The following is a 24,746-nucleotide window of genomic DNA, read 5'->3' on the forward strand; positions in this document are numbered from 1 at the left end:
TCCTTCTATCGGTGAGAAACAGCATCAGGCCGCTTGCACGGTGAAGTTCATGGCCAGCCCGTTCATGCAGTAGCGCAGGCCGGTAGGCGCCGGGCCATCATCGAATACATGCCCCAGGTGGCCGCCGCAGCGCCGGCAGTGCACTTCGGTGCGCTGCATGCCCAAAGAACGATCGCTGCGCTGCGCCACTGCATGTCCCAGCGGGGCCCAGAAGCTTGGCCAGCCGGTATGGCTGTCGAATTTGGTGGTCGAGGAAAACAGCGCCAGGGCGCAGCCGGCGCAGGCGAAGGTGCCGGCGCGGTGCTCGTCGTTGAGCGCACTGCTATAGGCCCGTTCGGTGCCCTCCTGGCGCAGTACCCGGTACTGCTCGGGGCTGAGCAAGGTGCGCCACTGGTTGTCGGTGTGGCTGACCTCAAACGCCTCATCGGCCTGGGCCGCCCCCACCAGGCTGCCTTCACCGCCCTGCCAGGGCAACGCCTTCAGGGCCAGGGTGGCCACCCCAAGACCTGCACCTGCCGCCAGCAATTGTCGCCGTGTGAACATGGGTCTCTCCCGTAATCGGCCTCTGAACCTTGGGCAGAGCCTATGCTTGGGCTGATCGCCAAATCCTCACGCACAGTTAAACAATTCGTGATAACTGGCCCCGGCGAAACACCGCACAATGCGCCCATTGCCTAAAGGACCCTGTGTCGATGGAACAAGCCAAACGCGTGCTGGTGGTCGAGGACGACCAGCACATCGCCGACCTGATCACCCTGCACCTGCGCGATGAGCAGCTGGAGGTGGTGCACAGCGCCGACGGCAACGAGGGCCTGCGCCTGCTGGAACAGGGTGGCTGGGACGCGCTGATCCTGGACCTGATGCTGCCCGGGGTCGACGGCCTGGAGATCTGCCGCCGCGCCCGGGCGATGACCCGCTACACCCCGATCATCATCACCAGTGCCCGCTCCAGCGAGATGCACCGCATCCTTGGCCTGGAACTGGGCGCCGACGACTACCTGGCCAAGCCGTTCTCGGTGCTCGAGCTGGTGGCCCGGGTCAAAGCGCTGCTGCGCCGGGTCGATGCGCTGGCACGCAACCTCAAGCTGGACAGCGGCAGCCTCGCCCTCGACGGCCTGGCCATCGATCCGCTGACACGCGACGCCAACCTGGACGGGCGGCGCCTGGACCTCACGCCGCGGGAGTTCGACCTCCTGTATTTCTTCGCCCGCCAGCCGGGCAAGGTGTTCTCGCGCATGGACCTGCTCAATGCCGTCTGGGGCTACAACCACGAAGGCTACGAGCACACCGTCAACACCCATATCAATCGCTTGCGGGCCAAGATCGAAAGCGACCCGGCACAGCCCGCGCGGATCCTCACGGTCTGGGGCCGCGGCTACAAGTTCGCCGCCCAGGAGCCGACATGAGGCTGACCCTGACCCAGCGCCTGTCCGTGGTGTTCGCCCTGCTGTTGCTGGTGTGCTGCTCCACCTCGGCCTGGTTGCAGGTGCGTTCCAGCCGCATGCATGAACTGGAAGTGGTCCAGGGCCTGTCGCGGGACCTGGCCGGGCATATCGCCCAGGATACCCAGTTGATGGATGCCAACGGCCTGATGCCCAACGCCCTGCGTGCGCTGTTCGGCCAGCTGATGCTGGTCAACCCCAGTGTCGAGGTGTACCTGCTGGACACCCAGGGACGTGTGATGGGCAACGCCGCTCCCGCCGGCCGCCTGCGCCGCGAACAGGTGGACCTGGCGCCAATCCGTCGCCTGCTGGCTGGCGACCCGCTGCCGATCCTTGGCGACGACCCGCGCAGCCCGGATGGACGCAAGGTGTTCAGCGCAGCGCCGTTGATGGTTGCCGGCAAGCAGGCGGGTTATCTGTACGTGGTGCTGCTCAGCGAGGAACACGACCGCCTCGCCGAACGCGGCGCCACGGGTGCGGCCTTGAACATCGCCTTGTGGTCCATCGCCCTGGTGGCGCTGTTGTGCCTGATCGCCGGCCTCACGGCTTTCGCCCTGATCACCCGGCCATTGCGCACCCTGACCGAGCGGGTTGGCCAGTTCGATATCGATGCGGTGCCCAGTGTGCCGGCGCCGATGCCGGAACGCACACCGAGCCAGGATGAGCTCGCCGTGCTCGACGCCACGTTCCGCCAGATGCAAACCCGGCTCAACGAACAGTGGCGCACCCTGACCCGCCAGGATCAGGAGCGCCGCGAGCTGGTGGCGAACATTTCCCACGACCTGCGCACGCCACTGTCGTCCCTGCATGGCTACCTGGAAACCCTGTCGCTCAAGGACGCCAGCCTGAGCCCCGAGGAACGTCGGCGCTACCTGGGCATCGCCCTGGATCAGAGCCGCAAGGTCGGCGGCCTGGCCCAGGCACTGCTGGAACTGGTGCGCCTGGAACACGGTTTCGTCCAGCCGGTGCTCGAGACCTTTTCCCTGACCGACCTGCTGCAAGACATCTTCCAGAAGTTCGAACTGGCCGCCGAGGCGCGCCAGGTGCAGCTCAAGGCCGACTTCGCCCCAGGCGCCTGGGGCGTCTGTGCCGACCTGGGGCTGATCGAACGGGTGCTGACCAACCTGGTGGACAATGCCCTGCGCCACACCCCCGGCAGTGGCGAGATCGAGATCGGCCTGCGCGCCGACGGCCCAGAGGTGCAGGTACGAGTCAGCGACAGTGGTCCCGGCATTGCCGAGCACCTGCGCGAAGGCCTGTTCCTGCGCCCCTTCACTATCGGTGGCGCCCGCCGTGACGGCGGCCTGGGCTTGCGCATCGTCCATCGCATCCTGCAATTGCACGGGGTGAGCATCCGCCTGGTGGACGAACCCGGGCGCGGTGCGACCTTCTGCTTTGCCCTGCCGGTGGAGGCGAAAACGGCCGAGGAGTGGGCCAGACAATCGCGGACAAGCCAATAGCGCTGATTCCGAAACTCATCGCTTCGGCCGGTTGCACAAGGCCAAGCCTCGCCCGCTGCCTGCCTGTCGCAAAGCAGCCGGGCTGCCCGTCTTGCCCAAGGGCTCGCCACCCGTTCAGGGCCAGGGCTTCAGTGCTGTCAAGGCGCGGCCCGATACAGGGTTTGCAGATGGGAAAGGCGCAAGCCGCAGTGCTCCAAGTTGCGCCGGCTTTGCGAGTTCACCAACGCCGTGGCCGCCACACTCCGAGCGCCGAGGGCGACGGCCTGGTGCAACCTGTGGGCGATCAGGGCCCGGTGATGACCCTGGCCGCGCGCAGCCTTGGTGGTAAAGGCGGTGCCCAGATAGGCCACGCCGTTGTCGGCGATGAACAACGCCGCTCCGGCCACCGCGACACCCTGTTCGCGTATCAGGTACAAGTGCCCGCGAGCATCGTCGAGCAATGCGCCGAAAGCCGCTTGGGTAACCGGCCGGGCAGCCCCGGGTGTGTTGAATGCCTCGCGGTGCAGCACACAGAAGCTTTCCAGGGTCGACAGATCCACTGACTCGACATCCGAACACGCCGGCGAGGCCGGGATCGCCTCCACGGGCGCAAGGAATTGCCCATGGGTCCAGCCCTTCAGGCGTTGCAGCAGTTGCCCTTGCAGCTCCAGGGTGGGTGCGATCCTGGCCGATGCGGCGATCAGGGCGATCGCCGGGTTGCAGGCGTTGCAAGCCTGCAGCAGGCCGGCCAGCTTCCCGGCATCTCGCTCCTGGTCACCGTGCACCCGATTCAGCATCGGGCTGGGATGGCCGGCCACAAGGAACGCACCGCAACTCGAATCGCCCTGCACGCTTGCCCGATAGGGGTTGCCCGAGATGCTCGCCAGGCCCTCGACCCGGGTGCGCAAGTATTGGTTTTCCGCATGTTCAACGGCCAACGCCCATGAGCGATCCATATCAGCGGCCTCCCCCGGCCGGCGTCTCGCTGACCCAGGGCACCCGTACCTCGCCAGCGATGAGCGCGGCCTGGCGTTGCAGGGTGTCGAACTTCGCCTTGGGGCCGAACAGCCCGGTGAAGTGCAGCAGCAGGCGCCCGGCGAAACCCAGGCCATCGCCGCTGCGCCGGGGGATCAGGTGCATGTGGGCATGGGGAATATGCTGGTTGGTGGCCCGGCCATCGTTGACCAAGAGGTGCGTGCCCTCCACGCCGAAGCCGGCACGACGCTGCGCGGCCACCAGGCCATCGAACACCTGGTACAGGTGCTGGCGGACGAAACCGGGCAACTGGTCGAGCTTTTCCACATGGGACTGGGGAATCAGCAGCACATGCCCCTGCCCCAGGGGGTGCACGTCCATGAAGGCCATGCAATGTTCATCGCGGTAGATCACGGCCGCAGGCAAGGCGCCAGCGATAATCTGGCAGAAAATGCAGTTCATCCATGAGTCCTCGAGTGACAAGGTGCGTCCCGGCGAAAACCTGAATGTAACCCAGCTTGCCCCCTGCCTGCGCGTTTCTTGCGGCGCCTTGCCAGGGCGCCGGACAATCAGTCCAGGGCCAGGTAGGCGCCGGCATCGACCTCGATCATCACCGGTTGGCGAGTACTCGCAAGATTCGCCAGCAGTTCCTGCAACTGCGCCGGGCTGGCCACCTGGTGGTAGGCCACATGGCAACTGGCGGCCAGGGCCTGGAAATCCGGGGTGAGGATGTCCACCCCCAGCGGCTGGATGTCCCGGGCATGCATGTAGTCGCGGATCTCGCCATAACACTGGTTGTTCCACACCAGCAGGATCACGCCGATCTGCGCTTCACAGGCCGCGATCAGCTCGCCGCTGGTGAACTGCAGGCCGCCGTCGCCCACCAGCGCCACCACCGTCCGCCCGGGCTGCGCCAGCTTGGCGCCCATGGCCGCCGGCAAGCCATAGCCCAGGGTGCCGTAGCCACTGCCGGCGTTGAACCAGCTGGCCGGGGCCGGGGCCTGGTAGCCGCACGCGCCCTGGTACACCGGCTGGGTCGAGTCGCCCACCAGGATCGGTGCGTCGAGGTTGTCGCGCAGCAGGTCCAGCAAGCCTTGCAGCCCTCGCTGCCGGGGCGTCCAGCTGGCGCGTTCGGCCTGGTTCACCCGTTGCACGCTGTCCACCGCCCAGCGCCCGCGAGCGCCCTGCGGGGCGACCTGGTCCAGCAGCGCCTGCAAGCCTTGCCGGGCATCGCCCAACAGGCCGACATGGGCCCGTTGCACGCCCATGACCTGCAGCGGATCGATGTCCAGGCGGATCAGCGAACCCTTGAAGCGCAACGGCCCCAGGCCAAAGAAGTCGTAGTCGGTCTCGCCCAGTTCGGTACCCACCGCCAGCACCACGTCGGCCTCGTCGATCAACGCCCGGCCATGGGCCGCCGACTGCACCCCATCGAGCAACAACGGGTGGGCCTGGGGCAGCAGGCCCCGGGCGTTGGTGGTCAGCGCCACCGGAGCTTGCAGGCGCTCGGCCAGTTGCTGCAGCACCTGGGCGCAACCCCGGGCACCGCCACCGGCGAGGATCAGCGGCCGGTGGGCGGCATCGAGCAGGGCCAGCGCCGCGGCCAGCGAATCCCCGGCCGGAACCGGTGCGCCGGGCAGGCTGCGTGGCATCAGGTTGAGGTCGACGGCCGGCATCTCCAGCACGTCCAGGGGAATTTCGATGTGCACCGGCCGTGGGCGCGCGCATTTGAACAGGGCAAAGGCCCGGGCCAGGATCTCCGGCAACTCCGCCGGCGACTGCAAGGTATGGCTGAAGGCGCAGACCCCGGCCACCATCGCCCGCTGGTCCGGCAACTCATGCAGGTGGCCATGGCCCAGGCGCAGGTGCTCGCGCCGGTTGACCGTGGAGATCACCAGCATCGGCACCGAGTCGGCGTAGGCCTGGCCCATGGCGGTGAGGATGTTGGTCATGCCCGGGCCGGTGATGATGAAGCACACCCCGGGCTTGCCGCTGGCCCGGGCGTAGCCGTCGGCCATGAACCCTGCGCCCTGTTCGTGGCGCGGGCTGACGTGGCGCAAGCGGCTGCCATGCAGGCCGCGATACAGCTCCACCGTGTGCACCCCGGGAATCCCGAACACCGTGTCCACGCCATAACCTTCCAGCAAACGAACCAGCGACTGCGCACAGGTGGTCATCGACTACTCCTCTTGTTCTTATGGCGGGCGACACCCTGCGCCCGGCTGATGTCGGGGGACATTAGTCGCAGCCACCGAGGAGCAACAATCGAAAAAAATCCTCGCTATTGATCAATAAAATTCACGCTTTGCCAGCGCGTCGCGGTTCCGGATGCAGGCGGGTGATGCCATGCAATTGCGACTTGACCCACTCACTGAAGGCCAGCACCACCGGGCGCTCGGCCTTGAGCTGGTCGGCCACCAGGTAGTAGCCGCGGTTGGATTCGATCTCGGTGTCGAACGGCTGCACCAGCAGGCCCTTGGCCAGGGCTTCGCCGCTGATCAGGTTGTCGCCCATGGCGATGCCCTGGCCGGCGATGCAGGCCGACTGCACGAAGTGCGCATCGGCGAACACTATGCCCCGGCGCACGTCGACGTTCGGCGCCCCGGCCGCCGCCAGCCAGATCCGCCAGTCGGAGTAGTCGATCATGTGCAGCAACAGGGCGTGGTCCAGCGCATCCAGGCTCTTGAGCCCGCCCATGGCGTTCACCAGGCTCGGGCTGCACACCGGGAAATAGCGCAGGGAGACGATCTTCTGCACATGCTGGTTGGGCCAGTCGCCCATGCCGTAGGCGACGAACAGGTCGACGTTGCTGTCGCTGGTATCGCCCGGGGTACGCGGCGATACCAGGTGCAGTTCGACCTGGGGATATAGCGCCTGGAACTCGGCGATATGGGTGCACAGCCAGTAGGTGGCGAACCCTGGCGGGCTGCTGATGCACAAACGCCCGCTGACTTGCTGGCCGTCCGAGCGCTGCCCGGCCTCGAGGATATTGGCCAGCAGCAGGTGGATGTCCCGGGCGTAGCGCTCGCCCTGGTAGGTGATGCGGATGCTGCGGCCCTGGCGCTCGGTCAGGGCGAACCCCAGGGTCTGCTCCAGGCTCTTGATCTGGTGGCTGATGGCGCTGGGAGTCAGGTTCAGCTCGCTGGCGGCTTCGGCGACACTGCCCAGGCGGGCCACCGCATCCAGGGCCCGCAGCGCCGTCATGGAGGGATAACGCATACCGATCGTGCCTCGACTGCAAGAAAACGAGTGGCTGCACGATAGCGATAATCGGCGTGCGGCAATAGCCTTGTCCGTCATCGAAAAAACCGCCGACTACTGAAAAAAATTTCCGTGTCCGGCTAAAAAAGCTCGATTGACCCTATGCCGCCGATGGCTAATTCTCAGGCCCTACCTGCGCCGGGGAAACGCCCGGCCATCGCACAATAACAAGAGGGTCGACCCTTGCAATCGCAGCCCAACTTCACCCAGCCCGTGGTGGCGATCGACGATCTGCACAAGAGCTACGCCGATCACCACGTTCTCAAGGGCATCGCCCTGCGCGCCAACGAAGGCGAAGTGGTATCGCTGATCGGCTCCAGCGGTTCGGGCAAAAGCACCCTGCTGCGCTGCATCAACCTGCTGGAAATTCCCTGCAGCGGCAGCCTGCGCATCAATGGCGAACAGGTGCGCCTGAAGACCGACCGCGCCGGCAATCCCCAGGTCGCCGACCCGGCCCAGGTGGCGCGCCTGCGCACCCAGCTGAGCATGGTGTTCCAGGGCTTCAACCTGTGGCCCCACCGCACCGTGCTGGAGAACGTCATCGAGGCCCCGGTGTATGTCCTGGGCGAAGACCGCAAGGAGGCCATCGCCCACGCCGAGCACCTGCTGGAAAAGGTCGGCCTGGCCCACAAGCGCGACACCTTCCCGTCCTTTCTCTCCGGTGGCCAGCAACAACGGGTGGCCATCGCCCGGGCCCTGGCCATGCGCCCCAAGGTGCTGCTGATGGACGAGCCGACCTCGGCCCTGGACCCGGAACTGGTGGGCGAGGTGCTCAAGGTCATCCAGGGCATCGCCGAGGAAGGCCGGACGATGATCCTGGTGACCCACGAGATGGCCTTCGCCCGCGATGTGTCGAGCAAGGTGATGTTCCTCCACCAGGGCCTGGTGGAGGAGGAAGGTGCGCCGCAGCAAATATTCTTCAACCCGGTCAGCGAGCGCTGCCGGCAATTCGTCATGGCCCAGGAAAACCGCGTCTGACGTCCCGCTGCAATCCTTGAAAACAACAACTTAGATAAAGGGTCAAGCCATGAAAAACCTGCTCAAGGTGCTCGCCACCGGTTGCCTGTTCAGTGCCCTGTCCAGCCATGCCCTGGCCGCCGACAAGATCGTCTTCGGCATCGCCCTGGAACCCTACCCGCCGTTCTCGATGAAAAGCGGCGCCGGCGACTGGAGCGGTTTCGAACCGGAGCTGATCAAGGCCCTGTGCGAACGCATGCAGGCCCAGTGCCCGCTCAAGGAAGTGGCCTGGGACGGACTGATCCCGGCCCTGCAATCGAGCCAGATCGACGCCATCCTCAACTCCCTGAGCATCACCGAGGAACGCCAGCAGGTCATCGATTTCTCCGCGCCCTACTACCAGACCCCGGCCATGTGGGTCGCCGACCAGTCCCTGGAACTCACCCCCACCCCCGAAGGGCTCAAGGGCAAGCTGATTGGCGTGCAGGGCTCCACCTCCAACGCCACCTTCGCCAAGGCCTACTACGGCAAGACCTCGACCTTGCGCTACTACACCACCCAGGACGACATGCTCTCCGACCTGCAGAGCGGGCGCATCGATGTGATGCTGGCCGACGCCCTGACCATCGAGCCGGTCCTGCAATCGGCGGCTGGCGCGGGCCTGGCCAACAAGGGCCTGGCGCCCCGGGACCCGCTGTTCGGCTCCGGCATCGGCGTCGGCCTGCGCAAGGGCGACAGCGCCCTGCAGCAGCGGATCGACAAGGCCCTGGCGGCACTCAAGGCCGACGGCACCTACGACAAGATCCGCAGCCGCTACTTCAGCGTCGACATCTCTGCCAACTAAGCCGCCCGGCGACCTGCTGCGGCAGGCCGCCGGCGTTGACTGGATACGTCATGATTTCTCTGTCCGACCTTTCCCAACTGTTCGTCGCCGACGGCTGGCTCGGCGCCCTGGCCCAGGGCGCGCTGGTGTCCCTGCAGATTTCCGCCGGGGCCTTCGTCCTCGGCCTGGGCATCGGCCTGCTGGTGGCGATGATCAAGCTGCGCGGGCCGCGCTGGCTGGTGAAGCTGGCCAACCTCTACACCACCCTGTACCGGGCCATGCCCGAGCTGCTGCTGATCCTGCTGCTGTACTACGCCGGCACCGACCTGCTGAACATGGCCATGGCGGCCATGGACCGCCCAAGCGTCACGGTCAACGGTTTCATCGCCGCCGTGCTGGTGCTGGGCATCGTCCAGGGCGCCTATTCGGCGGAGATCATCCGCGGCGCGATCCTGGCCATTCCCCATGGCCAGATCGAGGCGGCGCGGGCCTACGGCATCGAACGCTGGCTGCTGGTGCGGCGCATCCTGCTGCCGAGCATGCTGCCCTTCGCCATGGCCGGGTTGTCGAACCTGTGGCTGGTGCTGGTCAAGGACAGCGCGCTGATCAGCATCGTCGGCTACAGCGAACTGCTCTCGGTGGGCAAGCAGGCCGCCGGTTCCACCAAGCACTACCTGGTGTTCTACCTCGCGGTCGCGGCGTTCTACTTCGTCATCACCCTGGTGTCCGGCAGCGTGTTCCGCGTGCTCGAACGACGCACCCACCGCTGGCTGCCCCAGCACTAGGAGGCTGTGATGGATTTTTCCTGGATCAATGGTTTTTCCACCGAGCTGGTACGCGGCCTGGGCATCACCCTCAAGCTGCTGGCCCTGAGCGGAGCTTGCGGTTTCGTCCTGGCGGTGCTGGTGGGCCTGGGCCGAGTGTCGCGCAACCCCCTGGTCAGCGCACCCATGCGCTTCTACATCAGCGTGTTCCGCGGTACGCCGCTGCTGGTGCAGATCTACATCCTCTACTACGGCGTCGGCAGCCTGTTCGCCGCCTACCCGCCGATCCGCGGCAGCTTCCTCTGGCCCTACCTGCGCGAAGGCTTCTGGTACGTGGCCCTGGCGCTGACCCTGAGTGTCGGCGCCTATGTCGGCGAGGTCCTGCGCGGCGGCCTGCGGGCAGTGCCCCGGGGCGAACTGGAAGCGGCCCGTGCCTATGGCATGGGCTACTGGCTGACCTTGCGCCGGGTCTGGCTGCCCCGGGCCCTGGAGCTGGTGCGCCCGACCCTGGTGGGCGAATGCGTGCTGCTGCTCAAGGCCACGGCCCTGGCTTCCACGGTGGCGGTCACCGACCTGCTGGGCGCCGCCAACCTGGTGCGGGCCCAGACCCTGAAGGTCTACGAGCCGCTGCTGGCGGTGGCGCTGATCTACATCGTGCTGGCCTTCGTCATCGAACACCTGTGCGGCCGCCTGGGCGCCACCCCCAACAAGCAGGCGCCCCAGCGCCAGGCCTGAACCCATTCATTACGCGGGCAACGCGCCCGTGAGGAGCACCACATGCGTTATTCCCCTTTCGTCCAGCGCATCACCGGCGAATCCGTCAGTGCCTGGGACATCCACTACGCCGCCATCGAGGCCCGGGGTCGTGGCGAGGACGTGATCGTGCTCAGCGTCGGTGATCCGGACTTCGCCACCGACCCGCGCATCAGCGCCGCCGCCGGCGCCGCGCTGGAGCAAGGCGATACCCACTACACCCATGTGCTTGGGCGCCCGGCCCTGCGCGAGGCGATTGCCGCCAAGCAGCGGCGCCTGCTGGGCATCGAGGTCGAGGCGGCCAACGTGGCCCTGGTGGCCGGGGCGCAGAACGGCCTGTTCGCCGCATCGCTGTGCCTGTTCGGCAGTGGCGATGAAGTGCTGGTGCCCGAACCCATGTACCTGACCTACGAGGCTTGCATCCATGCCTCGGGCGCCAGCCTGGTGGCGGTGGAGCAACCAGCGGCCAACGGTTTTCGCCTGACCGCCGCGGCCCTGGAGGCGGCCCTGACCGACAAGACCCGGGGCATCGCCCTGGCCACGCCGTGCAACCCCACCGGCAACGTCTACAGCCGCGAAGAGCTGGAAGCGGTGGCCGAGATCGCACGCAAGCACGACCTGTGGGTGATTTCCGATGAGGTCTACGGGCAACTGACCTACGACCGCCAGCACCTGAGCATCGCAGCCCTGCCAGGCATGGCCGGGCGCACGGTGATCCTCAACAGCCTGTCCAAGACCCACGCCATGACCGGCTGGCGCGTGGGCTGGGTGGTGGGCCCCGAGGAGCTGGTGGGGCACCTGGACAACCTGCTGCTGTGCATGCTCTACGGCCTGCCGGGATTCATCCAGGAAGCTGCGCTCAAGGCCCTGGAGCTGGATGACGAGGTGGTCGATAGCGCTCGCGAGGTCTACCGCCGCCGTCGCGACCTGGTGATGGCAGGCCTGCGCCAGGTGCCCCTGCTGGACTGCCGCGAACCAGAGGCCGGGATGTTCATGCTGGTGGACGTGCGCCGTACCGGCCTGTCGAGCATGGACTTCGCCTGGCAGCTGTTTCGCGCCACCGGGGTCTCGGTCCTCGATGCCCAGGCCTTTGGCGCCAGCGCCGAGGGTTTCGTGCGCATTTCCTTCACCGTGGCCGACGAGGTGCTCAAGGACGCATGCCAACGCATCGCCGGGTTCGTCGAGGCCCTGGGCGCACAACGCTGACCCAGGGACCGACGCTGGCGAGGCGGCTTGCTCCCTCGCCATAGCGGCGCCCATGAACCACTGCTTTGCCACTGCGCCTGTCGCCCATTTTTTTGCCCACTGTTGAAGGGCCCTGCTTGAGAGGTTGACCCGTGACCGCTTCCGACCAATTCAACTCCACCCATAGCGCCGTCGACCAGTACGCCGAACTGGTGCTGCACAACGGCCGGATCTACACCCTCGACCCGGCGCAGCCCTGGGCCGATGCCGTGGCCATTCGCCGAGGCAAGCTGATCGCGGTGGGCAGCCTCGCCTCCTTGAGCTCGCTGGTCGGCCCCAATACCCGCCAGCACGACCTGAACGGGGCGTTCTGCATGCCCGGCCTGCACGACATGCACACCCATCCGGACCTGGCCCTGGCACCCCGCTACGCCGACGACCTGGACGTGGGCATCGAGGACCCGACCCCGGAACAACTGGCGGCGGCGATCCACGCCTATGCCGACAGCCATCCGGGCGACGGCTGGATCTACGGCCAATACTGGGTGCGCTACACCTTTCGCGAGGCCGGCCTGACGCCGGGCCGCGAGTGGCTGGACAGCATCATGCCGGACCGCCCGGTGGCCCTGCTGGACCGCATGTGGGGCACCATGATGGTCAACTCCAAGGCCCTGGAACTGGCCGGTATCGATCGCCATACCAGCGACCCGCGCAACGGCTACCTGGAGCGCGACTCGCTCACCGGCGAGCCCAACGGGCTGCTGATCGACGGCGCCTACGCGCTGATCCACGCGGCCATGCCGGCGACGCCGGTCTCGGTACTGCGCCGGGCCTATCGCGATGGCGTGCACTTCCAGACCTCTCGCGGGGTCACCGCCACCAAGTACGTGCACGTCTGCGAGAACCGCTTGCAGGCTCTCAAGGAGCTGGACGACGCCGGCGAGCTGACCCTGCGAGTGGAAGCCGCCATCAGCTGGCAGGACGATATCTTCCCGGTGCGCCGGCGCTGGGAGCTGCTCAGCGGCGAGCGGCACTTCTATCGCAGCTCGCGCTTGAGCGCCAATGCGGTGAAGTTCCATTTCGACGGCACCGTGGAGCCCAAGTCCTCGTACCTGCTGACCCCCTGGCCCGAGGAATCGAGCTGGCGCGGCAAGCTCAACCTGACCCCGGAACACATCACCGACATGGTGGTGGACATGGACCGCCGTGGCCTGCGGGTGATCGCCCACTGCACCGGCGACGGCGCCTCCGACGTGTTCCTCGATGCCGTGGCCGAGGCCCGGCGCCGCAACGGCCACAGCGGCGTACGCCACCAGTGTGCCCACAGCACCTTGCTGCACCCGGGCAACCTCAAGCGCTTCCAGAGCCTGGACGTGATCGCCGAGTTCTCGCCGGCGGCCTGGTACCCGACCCCGTTCGCCAGCGGCGCGCGCTCAGGCTATGGCCAGGAACGCCTCAAGCGCATCTACGATTTCAAGGGCGTGCTGGCCGCTGGCGGCATCGCGGTGTTCGGCACCGACTGGCCGGTGGCATCCATCGACCCGTGGCTGGCGCTGGAAACCATGGTCACCCGGCAAAACCCCTGGAACCAGGAACCCGACACCTTCGGCGACCCCATCAGCCTGGAGCAGGCGCTGCAAGTGGCGACCCTCAACGGCGCCCATGCCATGGGTCTGGAACACCTGACCGGCAGCCTGCAGGCCGGCAAGTCGGCGGACCTGATCGTGCTCGACCGCGACCTGTTCGCCCAACCGGCCCGCAACTACATCCACCACACCCAGGTGCAACTGACCTTCGTCGAGGGCCAGTTGGTCTACGACCGACTGGGCACCTTCAGCGACACGCCGCTGCAGGCGGTGTGGGAAGGCCTGCCACCGGTGATCGAGGGCCAGGAGCCATGAACAAGCTGCCGAGCATTCCGGTCACGGTGGTCTCGGGTTTTCTCGGGGCCGGCAAGACCACCCTGCTCAACCGCCTGGTGCAACGCGCCGACAGCGGCCGGCTGGCGGTGATCGTCAACGATTTCGGCGAGCTGAACATCGATGCGGCGATCATCGCCGAGGTCACCGACGCGGTGTACAGCCTGCAGAACGGCTGTATCTGCTGCACCGTGCAGGAAGACCTGCTGGCGCAACTGGTGAGCCTGTCCAAGCTGCGCCCGGCCCTGGAGCGGATCGTCATCGAGTGCAGCGGTGTCTCCGATCCGCAACGCATCGTGCAGACCATCGGCTACCCGCAACTGCGCGACCGCTTGCACCTGGATGCGGTGGTGACCCTGGTGGATGCCAGCGGTTTCCAGGCCCTGGAGGGCGACATGGCGCGCCTGTCCCGGGCCCAGGTGGCCTGCGCCGACTGGGTGCTGCTGAACAAGGTCGACCTGGTCACGCCCGAGCAGTTGCAGGCGATCCGTAGCAGCCTCGCCTGCCGTGCCCCGGTGTTCGAAACCGTACAGGCCGAACTGCCGGACGAACTGTTGCTGGCCCCGCCGGTACGCTCCAGCGAGGTGCTGTTCAAGGCTTTGCCCCAGGCCCACGACCAGTTGTTCGAGAGCTGGGTATGGAACAGCCCCCGGCCCTTGCAGGCCAAGGCCCTGCGCACCTGGCTGGCGCAGTTGCCGGCCGACCTGCTGCGCCTCAAGGGGCTGGTACGCCTGGACGGCAGCGAGCAGCCCTACTGGTTGCAGCATGTGGGCAGCCGCAGCCAGTTCACCCTGGCCACCGGGCAACCCAGCGAACATGCCGCGCAACTGGTGTTCATCGCCCGCCGCGGCAGCGACCTGCGCCAGGAGCTGGAAGCCGGGATCCGCGCCACCCAGGTGGCCTGATCCCGGGTGGCTTCACGGCCTGGTCGGCAAGGCGCAATATGGGCCGCACATTTCCTCCAGGAAGCAAGGACGCTGAAAATGATCAACATTCTCCAGGGCACGCCTCTCTGGGTGTATGCGGTCTTCGCCATGATCCTCTATTACGGCCTGCGCGCTCGCTCCGGCAGCCGTGAAAGCCTGGGTTCGCTATTGATTGCGCCCTTGATCCTGCTGGTCTGGTCGTTGTGGTCGATGAGCCTGGGCGGGCATCCCCTGTTGGCCCTGGGAGCCTGGACCGCTGGTGCGGTGCTGGGCAGCCTGGCGGCCATGCTGCTGTTCTCCACGTTCGGCGCGGTACTGGATTCGGGCGGCGAGGCGCTCCTGGTTCCCGGAACCTTGAAGATCCTCGGGATCTCGCTGCTGTTCTTCGTCGTGAAGTACTGGCTTGGGTATCAAAAGGCCGTTCATCCCGAACATGCCGCCAGCGTGCAGATGCTCAGTATCGGTGGCGCGGCTGCAGGCTTCACCGTAGGGCTGTTCTGGGGCCGGGCACTCAAGTTGTACCGCCACTTGCGAATCCTGCAGGCCAGGCACTGAATCCAGCGGGAGACAGGGGCTGGGGAATCTTCCCGGGCTAGACCGGTCTGTAGGGACGGCCAGCACCTCCGGGCGCTTGGTCCGTGACAATGGCCGTGCGCTCCAATAGATTAGGCGCCCCCGAAAATCCCCCCGGGGTTTTCGCGCCTCAAACCTGTCAAACCAAGTAGTGGATGTTCAATGCCTGATTCCAACACCGAAGAATCCGTAATCGCCTTGTCGAACAAGACCGAGTACGAAAACGCCATGCATCTTTCCCAGCATGTGTCCCAGGCCAAGACCATCAGCGAGATGGTGCTCGACGCCTTCCAGAGCTCGAAAGAAAGTGACCAGATTCGCGAACTGCGCGCCGCCATTCGCCAGGCCCACGACAGCTTTGACGACGATACCGCCTATGAACTCATGGGCCAGCTCAAGCAACTCAAGGATGCCGAAGCTGCGGACCTGGCCGCCCTGGAGGACCTGAGCAAGAAATTCCCCATCAGCCGGATTCTCTCCAGCTACAAGGACGACCCGGACTTCCAGGAACTGGTCTATGGCCTGGCGCTCAAGGTGCTGAACCAGACCCACCAGGCCATCAGCAACCCAAGCGGCAAGAGCAAGGCATCGCGGCCCAAGAAGGAAATGGAAGTGTTCGCCATCAGCAAGGACGGCATCAGCGTCACCCTGCCGATGCGCCCGCGCTCCAAGGCCAATGCCGATCGTGAAGCCTTCGAGTTCCTGGGCTTCAGCTTCATCGGCGAAGGCGAAGAGGCCGAGCTGGAAAGCGAGGTGTTCGTCGACAACCTGGGCAACGAACAACCGGCCACCCGCAAGAACATCGTCACCGCGATCCAGCAGCAGACCGCGTTCGCCGGCTACAGCGCCATCCAGCAGTAAGCCGATGCCCGGCCGACCGGCCGGCTGGCAGCCCCGTATTCACGACGAAGGCGGGGCTTGCCCCTCTCAACGATCCCCATACTCGACAATCGGGTACATCGCGCACAGCGCCTCGGTCTGCCGCCGGAACTGCTGCTGCAAGGCAGGCTCCAGGATGTATTGCTGCCCACCGTGGGGCTTGACCTGATCCAGTATCCGACACATCAGGTCGACGAGCTCGCGACATCCCTGGGAGTCCAGGTATCGCTGGGCAATGGAGCCGGTGCCAATGCACAGGCCATTGGCGGCGAATGCCGAACGGATCTCCCCCGGCCCACGTTTCTTGCTGACGATGATTGCGCACTTCTCGAGCGCCGATTCGGCGATGGAGCCGCTGATGCCTCCATGCAAGCGCAGCAGGATGGTGTGATTCTCCGTGCCGCCGCCCACGACTTCATAGTCCCGCTCCATGAATGCATCGGCCATTTCATCGGCGATGGTGCGCACCCGCCCCATGTAGGCATCGAACTGCACCGACTTGGCATAACCCAGCGCGGCCGCCTTGGCGGCGATCATGTTGACCGCCGGCGCCCCCTGCATCCCGGGAAACACGGCCTGGTCGAGCACTCGACGAAAGCTCGACCTGAGGCCCGGCACCTTGGTGTCGGCATCGCGTCCCGAGAGAATCAACCCGCCGCGAGGCCCGCCGAGCTGCCTGTGGGTACAGCAAGTAGTGACGTGAGCCGCATCGATCGGACTCGGATGACGCCCGGTGGCCACCAGCCCGGCGATATGGGAAATGTCGGCCAGGAGAATGGCTCCGGCTTCATCGGCGATGGCACGAAAGCGCTGGAAGTCGACGATCCGTGAATAGGCCGTCGCCCCACAGATGATGATGCGCGGACGATGGGCCAGGGCCAGTTGCCGTACTTGCTGGTAGTCGATGGCGCCCTGGGCCGTGGTGCCATAGCGGATCGCCTTGTAGTGGACGCCGCTGAACGCCAGGGAACTGCCATGGGTCAGGTCGCCGCCATGGTCCAGGGCCATGCCGAGGATGGTGTCGCCGGGCTCGGCCAGGGCCGAAAGGACCTGGTAATTGGCATTGGAGGCCGAGTGCGATTGCACCCCGGCATACTGGGCAGCGAACAGTTCCTTGGCTCGGCGGATCGCCAGGGACTCCACCAGGTCGGCGTTTTCGCAACCGGCATGATGGCGTCGACCGGGAATGCCCTCGACCGTGACGTTGAGCAAGGCCGAGGCAGATGCCGCCAAGGTCCGGGGGCCCGCCGCGCAAGAGGATGAAACCAAGGACAACGTGCGGTGTTGACGTGTGATTTCCGCATCCAGGATGCTTGCCAACTCGGCGTCTTCAGTTCGTAATTCGGCCAGGCCACGTCGCAACAGGTCTGCCTGGGTCCTGAGTGGTTCAGTATCGGCTGCCATGGTTCTCTGTCCCTTCCTTGTGTGTCGCATGCCACGAACGAAGGCACGCTTCCTGGATTTTACGTTCGTTTGGGCACAACGGGCTAATCCATCCCTGGCGATGACTGTACGAGATGTAACAAAATTAATCAAAAAATTGAACATAAGCCAAATTAAATGAGGCTTTTCTCGAAAAGTCAGGCCAACGTCAGCATTGCTCTGCTGTATCCCTTCGCCATCAAGTCTCAAGACATCAGGCTGCGGGACTGTATTGCAGGGCCGGCGCATGCAACACTTGTCCGCCGTGATGAGCTAAATCGGATCATCCCGATGATTTGAGCACACGCCGCTCAGCGAAACATTCCAGGACGGATCCGCGCCGGTTGAAAAAGCACCGGTGTCATAACCAAACATGAAGAATCCGGGCAGACTCCATGCCACTGCCGCCCGACATTGGGCTCTGGGCAACTGGATGCATTACGACTATAGGGAAATAGTGAGGTACTGGATGCATAAGAGAGAAAGAACAGAGTATTTAAAAAGCAATATTAAATACCTGATTAAAAGTCGCGGTGAGACACAACTATCCTTGTGCAACGCCAGTGGCCTGACCAGAACCACCATCTATAACATCCTGGAAGGCAAGGTCAGTAACGTCCAACAGTCCACCATCCGCAAGATCTCCGACTTCTTCGGAATTTCCTATGAAGAAATCGAAACCGTAAACTTCGAAGAAAAGGAGATCATCGAGAGCAGTATCTCCCCTCAAGGAAACATGAATCCTGCAGCCGTTCCGATCATCAAGGAACGTCAGTTGTTGGCCAATATGGACAAACGCATAGGTGAACTGGCAACGCGTTTCCCGTTGACCTACTACTTCGGCACCTCCTACAACTTGATAGCGGTATTGCTAGAGTATGAGATCGAAGGAAGGAATGAGCCAGGAGACTTGCTGATCGTACAGAAAGGGGCGTCGTCCGACGATAAGGAAAAACTGGTCTACGACAGGTTGGCAAAAAGGTTGTTCATCGTGAATGAAGCCGACACCAACCCGGAACGGATTTCTCTCGTGGGCGATATCATCGAGGAACGATTCAATGACTGCATATGAAGGAGATATCGAGAACAACAAGTACAAGCTTCTAGGTTTTGAGAATAATAAGAATCTGGCCGTGATCATGATCATCGACACAGGCAAGGTCATAAAAATAAAATTAAGTGAATTATTAAAAAGCGAAATAATGGACAACCTCAACAAGATGGAAGTTAAAAACCTCTACAAAAAGTTCTACTCCCAAGGAGGGGCTCTTACTGCATACGACCTGAATGACCGTAATGAAAATTCATGGATGATTTACATCATCCTCAACCTGCTGCTCTTTACCTTCTATATCTTCACCAGCATTGCCGCGACCAAGCCAATTTTTCTCGAGTCGCTGGGCATCATTGTCACACCCGGGACCTTTCTCTATCCCTTGACCTTCCTTATCGTCGACTTACTGAACGAAAATTTCGGACTGAGGTTAGCAAGAAGAGCCATTCTTTTTGCCTTTGCAAGTAATGCGATGATCATCATCTTGCTCTATGCATCCACCTTTCTCCCTGGGCTGCCCGGCTGGAAACTCGACACACCTTATAATGACGTCATTATCCAGGTGTCCTCAGTGCTGGTGGCCTCATCTGTCTCCTTCCTCGTTTCTGAAAATATAAACTCATATCTACTGTGCAAGATAAAAGAGCTCACGAATTCCAGATTTCTTTTTTACGAATATTTTTGAGCACCCTGTTTGCAGTCATCATCGATAGCTTCGTCTTCTGCTTCATTGCATTCTATGGAGCGATGCAAACCAGCGATATCTTGAACATGATCTACGTGCAAATTGCGATAAAAGTTTGCTTTGCATTCTTCAATATATTACCCGCCTACGGGGCAAGGTCTCTATTCAAGAGATACATAACCGATAGCCAGACAAACTAACTCGTAGCCTACCGTTGGGGTTCAACACCACCTGCCAAGCAGATTCGATGTTGAATCCCAACGGTAAGCGAAAGATCAAGACCTCACTTCAGGCTCAATTTCCCCCTCAGGTTACTCATCACCTCGGCCTTGTTCAGCTGATAGCTATCCAGCCCTTTTTTGCGTAGGTTGCAGGCGTCGCAATTACCGCAGCCACTCCCCATGATGCCGTTGTAACAGGTCAACGTCTGTTCACGGACCAAATCCAGTTGATTGTGATAGTCAGCCAGCGCCCACGTCTCCGCCTTGTTCAGCCACATCAATGGCGTTTCAAGACGCAATTTGTACTCCATTCCCAGTTCAAGGGCCTTGTTCAAGGCTTTGACAAACTCGTCACGGCAATCGGGATATCCCGAGAAGTCGGTCTCGCACACCCCGGTAATAACGGTTTCGGCCTGTACCTGGTAGGCATAGATTGCGGCAAGGGTAAGGAACAGAATGTTCCTCCCAGGAACGAAAGTGCTGGGCAGGCTTTCGCCTGAACTGTTCACAGAAGGCACCGGGATGTTATCCCGAGTGAGACTGCTGATCGCCAGCTCATTGAGCAGCGAAGCATCCAGGACCTTATGGACTGTTGCACCGAGTTGTTTTGAAAGCCGCTGCGCGGTTTCTATTTCGGCATGGTGGCGCTGGCCATAGTCGAAGGTAATACAGTGCACCTCGTCATAAAGCGGCAATGCGTGGATCAGGCACGTTGTCGAGTCTTGTCCGCCACTAAAAACGATAACGGCTTTTTTCTTCATCATTCTGCTTCCTGCATGAGTCAAGTCATTTGAATACTGTCGCAGCCCACTCAAGGGCTATCGATAAAATACCCCGTGCCTCTCTTGAAGACGGGGTTTTCCACTTCCCGGCAACGACCTCAAGCGTTGCCGCCAGCCCCCAGCATACGACGCAGGATATGCCCCTGGCCCTTGGCACAGTGCAAGATCAACGCCGCGACATGGCCAAGGATCAACACCAGCAAGGTCCAGCCCAGGAGGCTGTGGAAGTTGTTGCCCAGGTCGGTCATCCACTGGATCTTCGGCCCTTCGAAGCCACTCATCACCGGCAGGCCGAAGGCGGAGAAAGCGCGCCCCGAACCGTACTGGCGCAGCAGGCCGAGAAACGGAATGGCGAACATTCCCACATATAGCAGCCCATGCCCCAGCGTTGCCGCGAGGTTGAGGCTCGGTGGCCGCCGACGGCGATTCAACAGGCTCCACAGCACCCTCACCAGCAACAGGGCCATCAGCAGCAGGCCCACCTGCTTGTGGGTCGGCCAGAGGAACTCGTCCAGGGCCGAATCAGCCAGCAGGTAATGCGCACCGGCAGTGCTGTAGATCCAGGCGAAGGCCAATGCCATGGCCCAGTGCAATCCGCGACTGACGGCGCCGTAGCGCTCCTTCGAGTCGTATAGTTCGATACCGCGTTCCATTCCATCCACTCAGGTTCATCACGAGCGGCGCATTTTACCCGCCCAGGCAAAAGCTTCGGGCTTAAAGCTTTAAATGATGTGACCGCCATGAAATGAAAAAGCCCCGCGCTTCTTGCGAAGGCGGGGCTTTTCCGTGGCCCGGGCTTAGTGGGCGTAGGTCAGCAGCAACTCGGTCGGGGCCTTGAAATCCACCGACATCATCACGCTCAGCGCGGTGATGGTGAAGATCGAGAACACGAAGAGCTTGCGGGCCCATACGGTGTCATCCACCGCCTTGTAGCCGGTCCAGGCCATGTACAGCCAGTACATGCCCATCGCCGCCGCTACCGCCATGTAGCTCATGCCGGCATACCCGCTGAAGGTCAGCATCAGGGTCGCCACCAGGAACGCCAGGATGTAGAGCAGGATGTGCTTCTTGGCCACGCGAATACCGCGCTTGACCGGCAGCACCGGAATCGATGCGGCCAGGTAGTCGTTGAAGCGGAAGATCGCGATGGCGTAGGAATGCGGCATCTGCCACAGGCTGAACATCACCAGCAGGGTCAACGCGGCCATGTCGAAGCTGTTGCTCACGGCCACGTAACCAATCACCGGCGGCATGGCCCCGGACAGGCTGCCCACCAGCGTGCCGTGAACCGACTTGCGCTTGAGGTACAGACTGTAGAGCCCAACGTAGATGACAAAGCCGATTACCGCGAACAATGCGGCCAACGGGTTGGCCACGTAGTACAGCAGGGCGACGCCGGCGACGCCGAGGAGGGAGGCATAGACCAGGGCCACTTCCAGGGAGATCAGGCCCTGGACCAGCACGCGGTTCTTGGTGCGCTCCATCTTCAGGTCGATGTCACGGTCGATGCAGTTGTTGAACACGCAACCGGACGCTACCACCAGCGAGGTGCCGATCATGGCGGCCAGGAAAATGGCCAGATCGACATGCCCCTTCGAGGCCAGGAAGAACCCGCCTGCCACCGAAAGCACGTTACCGAAAATGATCCCCGGTTTGGTGATTTGGATAAAGTGCTTGAGCGACATCGGGTCTACCTCACTTCGCCATCATGACGGTGTGGATGCTGAACATGATCCACAACGACAGACCAACCAGCAGGACAATGACCAACGCGGCGAAGATGAACGCCACCACGTTGTTGCGCTGTGCCGCGGAACGGTCCAGGTGCAGGAAGTACACCAGGTGCACCAGCACCTGGATCACCGCAAACGCCAGGACGATCCACAGGGTCACGTCTTTAGGCAGCGATGGGTACATCACCAGGCCGAACGGGATCAGGGTCAGGATCACCGACAGGATGAAGCCGATGGCGTAGGACTTGACGCTGCCGTGGCCGGCTTCGTCGTGGCCATTGTGGGAATGTGATGCGTTAGCCATTTACATAGTCCCCATCAGGTAAACAACGGTGAATACGCAGATCCACACAACGTCCAGGAAGTGCCAGAACAGGCTCAGGCAGCTCAGACGGGTCTTGTTGGTCGCCGTCAGGCCTTTTTTCTGCACCTGGTACATCATGATTGCCATCCAGATCAGACCGCTGGTCACGTGCAGACCGTGGGTACCGACCAGGGTGAAGAACCCGGACAGGAAGCCGGAACGGCTAGGGCCGTAGCCTTCGGAGATCAGCAGGTGGAACTCGTTGATCTCCATGCCGATGAAGCCCAGGCCGAACAGGAACGTCATGGCCAGCCAGCCCAGAACCTGCTTCTTGTTGCCCCGGAAGAACGCCAGCATGGCGAAGCCGTAGGTGATCGAACTGAACAGCAGCAGAGCGGTTTCGCCCAGTACATAAGGCAGTTCGAAGATGTCGTGGCCCGACGGGCCACCCGCTACGTTGTTAACCAGTACCGCGTATACCGCGAAGATCGACGCAAACAGAATGCAGTCGGTCATCAAGTAGAGCCAGAAACCGAATACGGTCATCTCGCCCGAGTCGTGGTGATGGTCATCGTGCCCATGGTCATGACCATGGGCGTGTCCAGCATTGGTCACTAAGTTCGACATGGATTAAGCCTGTTCCAACGAGGTTTCAACACGGGAAGCCGGGATCTTCTTCTCCGATACCAGACGCTTGTGCTGCTCGGCTTCGATGCGCTCGATCGTCTCGACCGGCACCATGTAGCCTTGATCATCACGGGCAGCGTGGATCGCGAAATAGATCACGGTGCCGGCCAGGCTTGCGATGGCCATCCACCAGATGTGCCAGATCATGGCGAAACCGAACACGGTCAGCAGAGCCCCCATGACCAAACCGGTAGCGGTGTTGTTGGGCATGTGGATCGGCTGGTAGCGGCCAGGCTGCTCGTAGGCAGTGCCGTTTTCCTTGGCTTCGGTGAACGGATCGATACCTTCGGCTTTCGGCAGTACCGCGAAGTTGTAGAACGGAGGTGGCGACGAGGTCGACCATTCCAGGGTGTGGGCATTCCACGGGTCGCCCGATACACACATGTTCTGCTTGCGATCACGCACGCTGACGTACAGCTGGATCAACTGGCAGGCGATACCCACGGCGATCAAGACTGCACCCACCATGGCGACGTACAGGTACGGTACCCACTCGGGGTTGGTGGTGGCGTTCAGGCGACGGGTCATGCCCATGAAGCCCAGTGCATAGAGCGGCATGAACGCGACGAAGAAGCCCGAGATCCAGAACCAGAAAGCAGCCTTGCCCCAACCTTCATGCAGCTTGAAGCCGAAGGCTTTCGGGAAGTAGAAGCCGAAGCCGGCGATGTAACCGAATACCGCACCGCCGATGATCACGTTGTGGAAGTGCGCGATCACGAACAGGCTGTTGTGCAGAACGAAGTCGGCACCCGGGATGGCCAGCAGTACGCCGGTCATGCCGCCGATGGCGAAGGTCACCATGAAGCCCAGGGTCCAAAGAACCTGGCTGGTGATGCGCAAACGGCCGTGGTAGATGGTGAACAGCCAGTTGAACAGCTTCACCCCGGTCGGGATGGAGATCAGCATGGTCGCCAGGCCGAAGAAGGCGTTGACGCTGGCACCCGAGCCCATGGTGAAGAAGTGGTGCAGCCAGACCATGAAGCCCAGGATCGAGATCGCGCCGGAAGCGTAGATCATCGAATGGTGGCCGAACAGGCGCTTGCCGGAGAAGGTCGAGATGACTTCGGAGAAGATACCGAACGCCGGCAGGATCAGGATGTACACCTCGGGGTGACCCCAGGCCCAGAACAGGTTCACGTACATCATCGGATTGCCACCAAGTTCATTGGTGAAAATGTGGAAATCCATGTAGCGGTCAAGCGTCAGCAGCGCCAGGGTAGCGGTCAGGATCGGGAACGAAGCCACGATCAGCACGTTGGCCCAGGTGCAGGTCCAGGTGAAGATCGGCATGTCCATGATCTTCATGCCCGGGGTACGCATCTTCAGTACGGTGGCCAGGAAGTTGACCCCCGTCAGCGTTGTCCCTAGACCTGAAAGCTGTAGCGCCCAGATGTAGTAGTCCATACCCACGCCAGGACTGTATTGCAGGCCCGACAGCGGCGGATAGGCAACCCAGCCGGTCTTGGCGAATTCGCCAACGCCCAGGGACAGGTTGATCAGCACGACGCCGGAAACCAGCAGCCAGAAGCTCAGGGAGTTGAGGAATGGATAGGCCACGTCGCGAGCGCCGATCTGCAGCGGCACGACGAGGTTCATCAGGCCGGTGAAGAATGGCATCGCCATGAAGATGATCATGATCACACCGTGTGCGGTGAAGATCTGGTCATAGTGTTCAGGTGGCAGGTAACCAGGCGAACCCTCGGTGGCCAGGGCCAGCTGGGAACGCATCATGATGGCGTCGGCAAAGCCACGCAGCAGCATGACCATGGCAACGATGATGTACATCACGCCGATTTTCTTGTGGTCGACCGAAGTCAGCCACTCGGACCACAGGTAGGTCCATTTCTTGAAATAGGTGATACCCGCGACGACCGCCAGACCACCCAGCGCGATCATGGCAATGGTCACCATGACAATCGGCTCGTGGAACGGTATCGCGTCCAGACTTAATTTACCAAACAT

The 24,746-nt window shown here is 62.7% G+C and carries 24 protein-coding genes and 1 pseudogene; 13 read left to right on the forward strand and 12 right to left on the reverse strand.

Annotation, left to right across the window (positions count from 1 at the left end; all coding sequences use genetic code 11):
- Positions 1-24 precede the first annotated feature (24 nt).
- Complete coding sequence (gene msrB / locus C4K40_RS25560; protein WP_053131860.1) at positions 25-543, reverse strand: peptide-methionine (R)-S-oxide reductase MsrB; 519 nt, start codon at positions 541-543, stop codon at positions 25-27.
- Positions 544-692: 149 nt separating this feature from the next.
- On the opposite strand from msrB, the gene C4K40_RS25565 reads away from it, so the two are divergent.
- On the forward strand, positions 693-1,406 hold the full coding sequence (locus C4K40_RS25565) for a response regulator transcription factor (protein WP_053131862.1): 714 nt from the start codon (positions 693-695) through the stop codon (positions 1,404-1,406).
- Positions 1,403-2,902, forward strand: coding sequence for a HAMP domain-containing sensor histidine kinase (locus tag C4K40_RS25570; protein WP_053131865.1), 1,500 nt, complete (start codon positions 1,403-1,405; stop codon positions 2,900-2,902). The genes C4K40_RS25565 and C4K40_RS25570 overlap by 4 nt, the downstream gene beginning before the upstream one ends.
- A gap of 137 nt (positions 2,903-3,039) precedes the next feature.
- On the opposite strand, the gene C4K40_RS25575 is transcribed toward C4K40_RS25570, so the two are convergent.
- The 4 genes from C4K40_RS25575 to C4K40_RS25590 all read right to left on the reverse strand — a co-directional run bounded on the left by C4K40_RS25575 (position 3,040) and on the right by C4K40_RS25590 (position 7,075).
- On the reverse strand, positions 3,040-3,837 hold the full coding sequence (locus C4K40_RS25575; RefSeq protein WP_053131867.1) for a GNAT family N-acetyltransferase: 798 nt from the start codon (positions 3,835-3,837) through the stop codon (positions 3,040-3,042).
- A 1-nt stretch (position 3,838) separates the two neighbouring features.
- Entirely contained in the window at positions 3,839-4,318 is a 480-nt protein-coding gene (locus C4K40_RS25580) for an HIT family protein (protein ID WP_053131870.1), read from the reverse strand.
- A 107-nt stretch (positions 4,319-4,425) separates the two neighbouring features.
- Positions 4,426-6,033 carry a 5-guanidino-2-oxopentanoate decarboxylase gene (locus tag C4K40_RS25585; protein ID WP_053131873.1) on the reverse strand — a complete coding sequence of 536 codons (1,608 nt, stop codon included), beginning with the start codon at positions 6,031-6,033 and terminating at the stop codon, positions 4,426-4,428.
- Positions 6,034-6,154: 121 nt separating this feature from the next.
- Positions 6,155-7,075 carry a LysR substrate-binding domain-containing protein gene (locus C4K40_RS25590; protein ID WP_022640755.1) on the reverse strand — a complete coding sequence of 307 codons (921 nt, stop codon included), beginning with the start codon at positions 7,073-7,075 and terminating at the stop codon, positions 6,155-6,157.
- A gap of 225 nt (positions 7,076-7,300) precedes the next feature.
- Here C4K40_RS25590 and C4K40_RS25595 point away from each other — a divergent pair, with 225 nt between their 5' ends.
- The 9 genes from C4K40_RS25595 to C4K40_RS25635 all read left to right on the forward strand — a co-directional run bounded on the left by C4K40_RS25595 (position 7,301) and on the right by C4K40_RS25635 (position 15,878).
- Positions 7,301-8,095 carry an ABC transporter ATP-binding protein gene (locus C4K40_RS25595; RefSeq protein ID WP_053131876.1) on the forward strand — a complete coding sequence of 265 codons (795 nt, stop codon included), beginning with the start codon at positions 7,301-7,303 and terminating at the stop codon, positions 8,093-8,095.
- A 49-nt stretch (positions 8,096-8,144) separates the two neighbouring features.
- Positions 8,145-8,918, forward strand: a complete 774-nt coding sequence (locus C4K40_RS25600) for a transporter substrate-binding domain-containing protein (protein ID WP_053131879.1) — start codon at positions 8,145-8,147, stop codon at positions 8,916-8,918.
- Positions 8,919-8,968: 50 nt separating this feature from the next.
- Positions 8,969-9,682, forward strand: coding sequence for an ABC transporter permease (locus C4K40_RS25605; protein WP_022640758.1), 714 nt, complete (start codon positions 8,969-8,971; stop codon positions 9,680-9,682).
- A gap of 9 nt (positions 9,683-9,691) precedes the next feature.
- Positions 9,692-10,396, forward strand: a complete 705-nt coding sequence (locus C4K40_RS25610; protein ID WP_053131882.1) for an ABC transporter permease — start codon at positions 9,692-9,694, stop codon at positions 10,394-10,396.
- Between the two features lie 42 nt (positions 10,397-10,438).
- Positions 10,439-11,620 carry a pyridoxal phosphate-dependent aminotransferase gene (locus tag C4K40_RS25615; RefSeq protein WP_022640760.1) on the forward strand — a complete coding sequence of 394 codons (1,182 nt, stop codon included), beginning with the start codon at positions 10,439-10,441 and terminating at the stop codon, positions 11,618-11,620.
- Positions 11,621-11,751: 131 nt separating this feature from the next.
- Positions 11,752-13,500: an amidohydrolase gene (locus C4K40_RS25620; protein ID WP_053131884.1), complete on the forward strand. Its 1,749-nt coding sequence runs from the start codon at positions 11,752-11,754 to the stop codon at positions 13,498-13,500.
- Complete coding sequence (locus C4K40_RS25625; protein ID WP_022640762.1) at positions 13,497-14,423, forward strand: GTP-binding protein; 927 nt, start codon at positions 13,497-13,499, stop codon at positions 14,421-14,423. The genes C4K40_RS25620 and C4K40_RS25625 overlap by 4 nt, the downstream gene beginning before the upstream one ends.
- Before the next feature lie 78 nt (positions 14,424-14,501).
- The gene (locus C4K40_RS25630; RefSeq protein WP_022640763.1) at positions 14,502-14,999 is read left to right on the forward strand and encodes a hypothetical protein; all 498 of its coding nucleotides are present in this window, start codon (positions 14,502-14,504) and stop codon (positions 14,997-14,999) included.
- Between the two features lie 180 nt (positions 15,000-15,179).
- Entirely contained in the window at positions 15,180-15,878 is a 699-nt protein-coding gene (locus tag C4K40_RS25635) for a hypothetical protein (protein ID WP_022640764.1), read from the forward strand.
- Between the two features lie 66 nt (positions 15,879-15,944).
- On the opposite strand, the gene glyA is transcribed toward C4K40_RS25635, so the two are convergent.
- Positions 15,945-17,300: a serine hydroxymethyltransferase gene (glyA, locus tag C4K40_RS25640; protein WP_031320455.1), complete on the reverse strand. Its 1,356-nt coding sequence runs from the start codon at positions 17,298-17,300 to the stop codon at positions 15,945-15,947.
- A gap of 487 nt (positions 17,301-17,787) precedes the next feature.
- Here glyA and C4K40_RS25645 point away from each other — a divergent pair, with 487 nt between their 5' ends.
- Complete coding sequence (locus C4K40_RS25645) at positions 17,788-18,390, forward strand: helix-turn-helix transcriptional regulator (RefSeq protein ID WP_031320458.1); 603 nt, start codon at positions 17,788-17,790, stop codon at positions 18,388-18,390.
- A 238-nt stretch (positions 18,391-18,628) separates the two neighbouring features.
- Positions 18,629-19,257 (forward strand): annotated as a pseudogene (locus C4K40_RS25650) (queuosine precursor transporter).
- 83 nt (positions 19,258-19,340) lie between these two features.
- Here the strand turns inward: C4K40_RS25650 and queC are convergent.
- The 6 genes from queC to cyoB form a co-directional block, all read right to left on the reverse strand.
- The gene (gene queC / locus C4K40_RS25655) at positions 19,341-20,039 is read right to left on the reverse strand and encodes a 7-cyano-7-deazaguanine synthase QueC (RefSeq protein ID WP_031320460.1); all 699 of its coding nucleotides are present in this window, start codon (positions 20,037-20,039) and stop codon (positions 19,341-19,343) included.
- 119 nt (positions 20,040-20,158) lie between these two features.
- Positions 20,159-20,713, reverse strand: coding sequence for a cytochrome b (locus tag C4K40_RS25660; RefSeq protein ID WP_053131887.1), 555 nt, complete (start codon positions 20,711-20,713; stop codon positions 20,159-20,161).
- A gap of 144 nt (positions 20,714-20,857) precedes the next feature.
- Entirely contained in the window at positions 20,858-21,745 is an 888-nt protein-coding gene (cyoE, locus tag C4K40_RS25665; RefSeq protein WP_022640771.1) for a heme o synthase, read from the reverse strand.
- Positions 21,746-21,755: 10 nt separating this feature from the next.
- Positions 21,756-22,097, reverse strand: coding sequence for a cytochrome o ubiquinol oxidase subunit IV (cyoD, locus tag C4K40_RS25670; RefSeq protein WP_022640772.1), 342 nt, complete (start codon positions 22,095-22,097; stop codon positions 21,756-21,758).
- Positions 22,098-22,724, reverse strand: coding sequence for a cytochrome o ubiquinol oxidase subunit III (locus C4K40_RS25675; RefSeq protein ID WP_031320461.1), 627 nt, complete (start codon positions 22,722-22,724; stop codon positions 22,098-22,100).
- A gap of 3 nt (positions 22,725-22,727) precedes the next feature.
- Positions 22,728-24,746 (reverse strand): cytochrome o ubiquinol oxidase subunit I, encoded by a 2,019-nt coding sequence (gene cyoB, locus C4K40_RS25680; protein ID WP_031320463.1) that lies wholly within the window; start codon positions 24,744-24,746, stop codon positions 22,728-22,730.

Source organism: Pseudomonas sp. CMR5c, assembly GCF_003850545.1.
GTDB classification, from domain to species: domain Bacteria; phylum Pseudomonadota; class Gammaproteobacteria; order Pseudomonadales; family Pseudomonadaceae; genus Aquipseudomonas; species Aquipseudomonas piscis.

Coding starts and splice junctions, on each gene's coding strand:
- C4K40_RS25575 (WP_053131867.1), bottom strand. CDS start 3,837: ATGGATCGCTCATGGGCGTTGGCCGTTGAACATGCGGAAAACCAATAC.
- cyoE (WP_022640771.1), bottom strand. CDS start 21,745: ATGTCGCTCAAGCACTTTATCCAAATCACCAAACCGGGGATCATTTTC.
- C4K40_RS25580 (WP_053131870.1), bottom strand. CDS start 4,318: ATGAACTGCATTTTCTGCCAGATTATCGCTGGCGCCTTGCCTGCGGCC.
- C4K40_RS25565 (WP_053131862.1), top strand. CDS start 693: ATGGAACAAGCCAAACGCGTGCTGGTGGTCGAGGACGACCAGCACATC.
- C4K40_RS25570 (WP_053131865.1), top strand. CDS start 1,403: ATGAGGCTGACCCTGACCCAGCGCCTGTCCGTGGTGTTCGCCCTGCTG.
- msrB (WP_053131860.1), bottom strand. CDS start 543: ATGTTCACACGGCGACAATTGCTGGCGGCAGGTGCAGGTCTTGGGGTG.
- queC (WP_031320460.1), bottom strand. CDS start 20,039: ATGAAGAAAAAAGCCGTTATCGTTTTTAGTGGCGGACAAGACTCGACA.
- C4K40_RS25600 (WP_053131879.1), top strand. CDS start 8,145: ATGAAAAACCTGCTCAAGGTGCTCGCCACCGGTTGCCTGTTCAGTGCC.
- C4K40_RS25635 (WP_022640764.1), top strand. CDS start 15,180: ATGCCTGATTCCAACACCGAAGAATCCGTAATCGCCTTGTCGAACAAG.
- C4K40_RS25605 (WP_022640758.1), top strand. CDS start 8,969: ATGATTTCTCTGTCCGACCTTTCCCAACTGTTCGTCGCCGACGGCTGG.
- C4K40_RS25625 (WP_022640762.1), top strand. CDS start 13,497: ATGAACAAGCTGCCGAGCATTCCGGTCACGGTGGTCTCGGGTTTTCTC.
- C4K40_RS25645 (WP_031320458.1), top strand. CDS start 17,788: ATGCATAAGAGAGAAAGAACAGAGTATTTAAAAAGCAATATTAAATAC.
- C4K40_RS25610 (WP_053131882.1), top strand. CDS start 9,692: ATGGATTTTTCCTGGATCAATGGTTTTTCCACCGAGCTGGTACGCGGC.
- cyoB (WP_031320463.1), bottom strand. CDS start 24,746: ATGTTTGGTAAATTAAGTCTGGACGCGATACCGTTCCACGAGCCGATT.
- C4K40_RS25585 (WP_053131873.1), bottom strand. CDS start 6,033: ATGACCACCTGTGCGCAGTCGCTGGTTCGTTTGCTGGAAGGTTATGGC.
- C4K40_RS25615 (WP_022640760.1), top strand. CDS start 10,439: ATGCGTTATTCCCCTTTCGTCCAGCGCATCACCGGCGAATCCGTCAGT.
- C4K40_RS25675 (WP_031320461.1), bottom strand. CDS start 22,724: ATGTCGAACTTAGTGACCAATGCTGGACACGCCCATGGTCATGACCAT.
- C4K40_RS25590 (WP_022640755.1), bottom strand. CDS start 7,075: ATGCGTTATCCCTCCATGACGGCGCTGCGGGCCCTGGATGCGGTGGCC.
- glyA (WP_031320455.1), bottom strand. CDS start 17,300: ATGGCAGCCGATACTGAACCACTCAGGACCCAGGCAGACCTGTTGCGA.
- cyoD (WP_022640772.1), bottom strand. CDS start 22,097: ATGGCTAACGCATCACATTCCCACAATGGCCACGACGAAGCCGGCCAC.
- C4K40_RS25630 (WP_022640763.1), top strand. CDS start 14,502: ATGATCAACATTCTCCAGGGCACGCCTCTCTGGGTGTATGCGGTCTTC.
- C4K40_RS25660 (WP_053131887.1), bottom strand. CDS start 20,713: ATGGAACGCGGTATCGAACTATACGACTCGAAGGAGCGCTACGGCGCC.